A 3366-nucleotide genomic window follows, 5' to 3' on the forward strand; every position below is an offset into this window, starting at 1 on the left:
GTATTTATAGTTATTAATTCTTTTATTGGTTTTTTTATACTAATTATTTCAAAATGAAATTAATTAATTTTTATTCATTCAATTTTCCAATATATTCATATAAAATCATTTACATGTTAAAAATTTCCGGTATATTTATGCAAAAATTTCATTTATAATGGTAAAAAAGTTAAATGTTTAATATAACTTTTTTTAAAACACAAGATAATTGAAGGGGGATTTTACCATGTTAAAACTAAAAAAATTAGCTGCAATAGTATTAACTATAGCTACAATTTCAACAAGCACTGTTTCTTTAAATAGTGTACAAGCTTATGCAAAAGGAAAAGAAAAAGCTAAAGTAACTGAAAAACAAGAATTAAAAACTTATAATTCAACATATGGATTAGAAGATACTAAAATGGGCATGAAGTTTATAGCTAATGCTAAATTTATAGAAGATCCTGCTGATAATCAAAAAACAGTATTTTTATCAACGGATGGTTCTTTTATTAATTCAAATTTAAAAAGATTTGATGGTTACTATAAGGCGTCAATGAATTGGCCTTCATCTTATGAATGTTCTATAGAAGTTAAAGATACAGAAAATTCTGGTGGAGAAACTCAAATTGTTTCAAGTACTCCTACAAACACTATAAAATCTGCTCGTGTTAGCAATACTGTAGGATATTCAGTAGGTGGAAATATATCAGTTATGCCAGATAAAGCTACAGGAACAGTTAATGCTACTTATAACCAAAGCCAAAATATAAGCTATGATCAAGAAAACTATTTTACTGTACAAAATGTAAATAATCTTCACAAAACAAATTGGAAAGTTCAATTTGGTTCTACTTTAGATGGTTATGATATACATTCTTATACAAGCTTATATGGAAATGAAATGTTTATGTTGTCAAGAAGTTATAATGCTGGAACTTATAATTTAACACCTGATGATAAATTACCTGCACTAATAACAGGAGGATTTTCACCAAATTTCTTAGTTGCATTAAAAGCTCCAAAGGATAAGAAGGAATCAATAGTAGAAGTAACTTTCAAAAGACATATAGATAAATATGAGTTAGCATGGATTCAAGTACGTTGGTTTGGTAATGCTAAACATAATGCAGATGAAAGAGTAGCAACGAAAAAATTCGTTATAAACTGGGAAAACCATACTATATTACCTGTTTCAGATAGTAATCAGTAAAAAGATATTAAATAATACATATTAAAGATTATTAAAAATAATAAGCCATTGATGAATTAACTTTCACCAATGGCTTATTTTAAAATTATATTTTATACCTATACAATTCAATATTTTATATGAATTTTAATGCATTTTATTTTTATAATATTAAAATTTATATATCTAAAGATTTAATTGTTGATACAGTATTTTTACCCTTATTAATAAGTATTTTTTCTTTTTTACTTAACTTTTCGCTATTTAAATCTTTTTCTTCTTTAACTAACTTCTCACTACTTAAAGCCTTAATAAATCCACCTATAGATATAAGCATTATTATTCCAAATGGTAATGCCATTATTATAGATGCATTTTGTACCATTTCCAATCCACCTGCAAAAAGCAATACTAAAGTTAATACAGATTGTAGAATTCCAAGTATTATTTTTTTAGAATTTTTAACTTCTAATTTACCATTAGATACTATCATTCCTAATACATAAGTTGCAGAATCCGCACTTGTTATAAAGAATGTAAATAATAATATTATAGCTACAATTGACATTAAAAATCCTAATGGATATTGTTCAAAAACAACAAACATAGCTGTTTCAACTTTTTGTATAGCTAATTTTCCAATTTCAGTAGGTACATTTAATCCTAAAGTACCAAATACAGTCATCCATGCCATACAAACTCCGCCCGGTACAAGTAATACTCCTACTATAAATTCTCTTATAGTTCTACCCTTTGATATTCTAGCTATAAATATAGCAACTGAAGGTGCCCAAGCAATCCACCATCCCCAATAGAATAAAGTCCACTTATTATACCAATCACCTTTTACAAATATATTGTTGTTTGTAGTTACCATTTCTATAGCATAACCTTTTAATCCAATTAAGAAGTTTGAAAGCATATCTCCAAAAGGTCCTATTATTATAGCTAATGCAAATAAAAGAAATGCTAAAAACATGTTTGCATTAGAAATAAATTTTATTCCTTTTTTAACTCCTGTACATGCTGAAAATAAAAAAAGAATTGTTATTATTAATACTATAGCTACTTGTATACTTTTGCTTTCAGGAACATTAAATAAATAATTTAATCCACTATTAACCTGAAGAGTTCCCATACCTAATGATGTTATTATACCAGCCATAGTAGCAAATACAGTAAAAATATCTATTATTTTTCCTAAAAAGCCTTTAGCTTTTTCTTCTCCAACCAATGGAATTAATAAGCTACTTATTAAGATAGGTTTTTTCTTTCTAAAATGTATATAAGCTAATGCAAGAGCTAAAACTCCATAACAAGCCCATGCAGATACTCCGATGTGTAACATAGATTTGGTCATAGCAAATTCTCTAGCACCATTTGTTAAAGGTTCTATGTTAAGTGGTTCATTATAATGAGATAAAGGTTCTGCAACCCCCCAAAAAACTAATCCAATGCCAATTCCAGCACTAAATAACATTGAAAACCAACTAATATTAGAAAATTCAGGTTTAGAATCATCATCTCCTAATTTTACATTCTTAAATTTACTTAATGCCGCCCATATACAAACAAATAAGAATATAAGCATTAATAGATAATAAACCCAAGAAAAATCATTCATAATTTTACTATATACACTACTAACCACCGATTGAAAAGTATCTGTGAAAAAAGCTCCTAAAATAAATACCATAAAGGAAAACATAAGTGCACTTATATACACTATATTATTTTTTAATATGTTTTTTAAATTTAACTTACTCATATTATTTATAACTCCCCCTGACTAAAAACTTTATATTTCGACAAAGTTGTCAGATTGCTTGGATTAACTTCTTTACATAATATTTTAATTTTTTTAAAAATACCCATATATCTTTATGTATTATTAAAATTAATATAATGTATCACTGTAGTTTTGGAAAAATAAACGATTGTTAATAAGTTTTCAAAACTTATTAAATATTTAATTCTTCAATTAATAAATTTAATTGAAGATTCTTAGACTTATCTTTAGATATGAAATGATAAGAAATTAATCAAAACAACTACAACTTCAAACTGATACTCTTATCTTAACATATAAGTTGTCAGTTTGTAAAGGAAAAATTTTGAAAAAATACTTTTTAATAATATAATTTTAATAAAAAATACATACTAAATCTCCTTTAAATCTATTAAATATATAATAT

The 3366-nt window shown here is 25.6% G+C and carries 2 protein-coding genes; one reads left to right on the forward strand and one right to left on the reverse strand.

Annotated elements, in window-relative coordinates; genetic code table 11:
* The first annotated feature begins 226 nt into the window (after window positions 1-226).
* The gene (locus GBZ86_RS14005; protein ID WP_152891675.1) at window positions 227-1192 is read left to right on the forward strand and encodes a leukocidin family pore-forming toxin; all 966 of its coding nucleotides are present in this window, start codon (window positions 227-229) and stop codon (window positions 1190-1192) included.
* 157 nt (window positions 1193-1349) lie between these two features.
* On the opposite strand, the gene GBZ86_RS14010 is transcribed toward GBZ86_RS14005, so the two are convergent.
* Complete coding sequence (locus GBZ86_RS14010) at window positions 1350-2939, reverse strand: BCCT family transporter (RefSeq protein ID WP_152891676.1); 1590 nt, start codon at window positions 2937-2939, stop codon at window positions 1350-1352.
* Window positions 2940-3366: the final 427 nt, after the last annotated feature.

It is taken from the genome of Clostridium tarantellae (assembly GCF_009295725.1).
Classification (GTDB): Bacteria; Bacillota; Clostridia; order Clostridiales; family Clostridiaceae; genus Sarcina; species Sarcina tarantellae.

Excerpts from the sequence above, each read along its gene's own strand:
- GBZ86_RS14005 (WP_152891675.1), top strand. The coding sequence starts at position 227 with ATGTTAAAACTAAAAAAATTAGCTGCAATAGTATTAACTATAGCTACA.
- GBZ86_RS14010 (WP_152891676.1), bottom strand. The coding sequence starts at position 2,939 with ATGAGTAAGTTAAATTTAAAAAACATATTAAAAAATAATATAGTGTAT.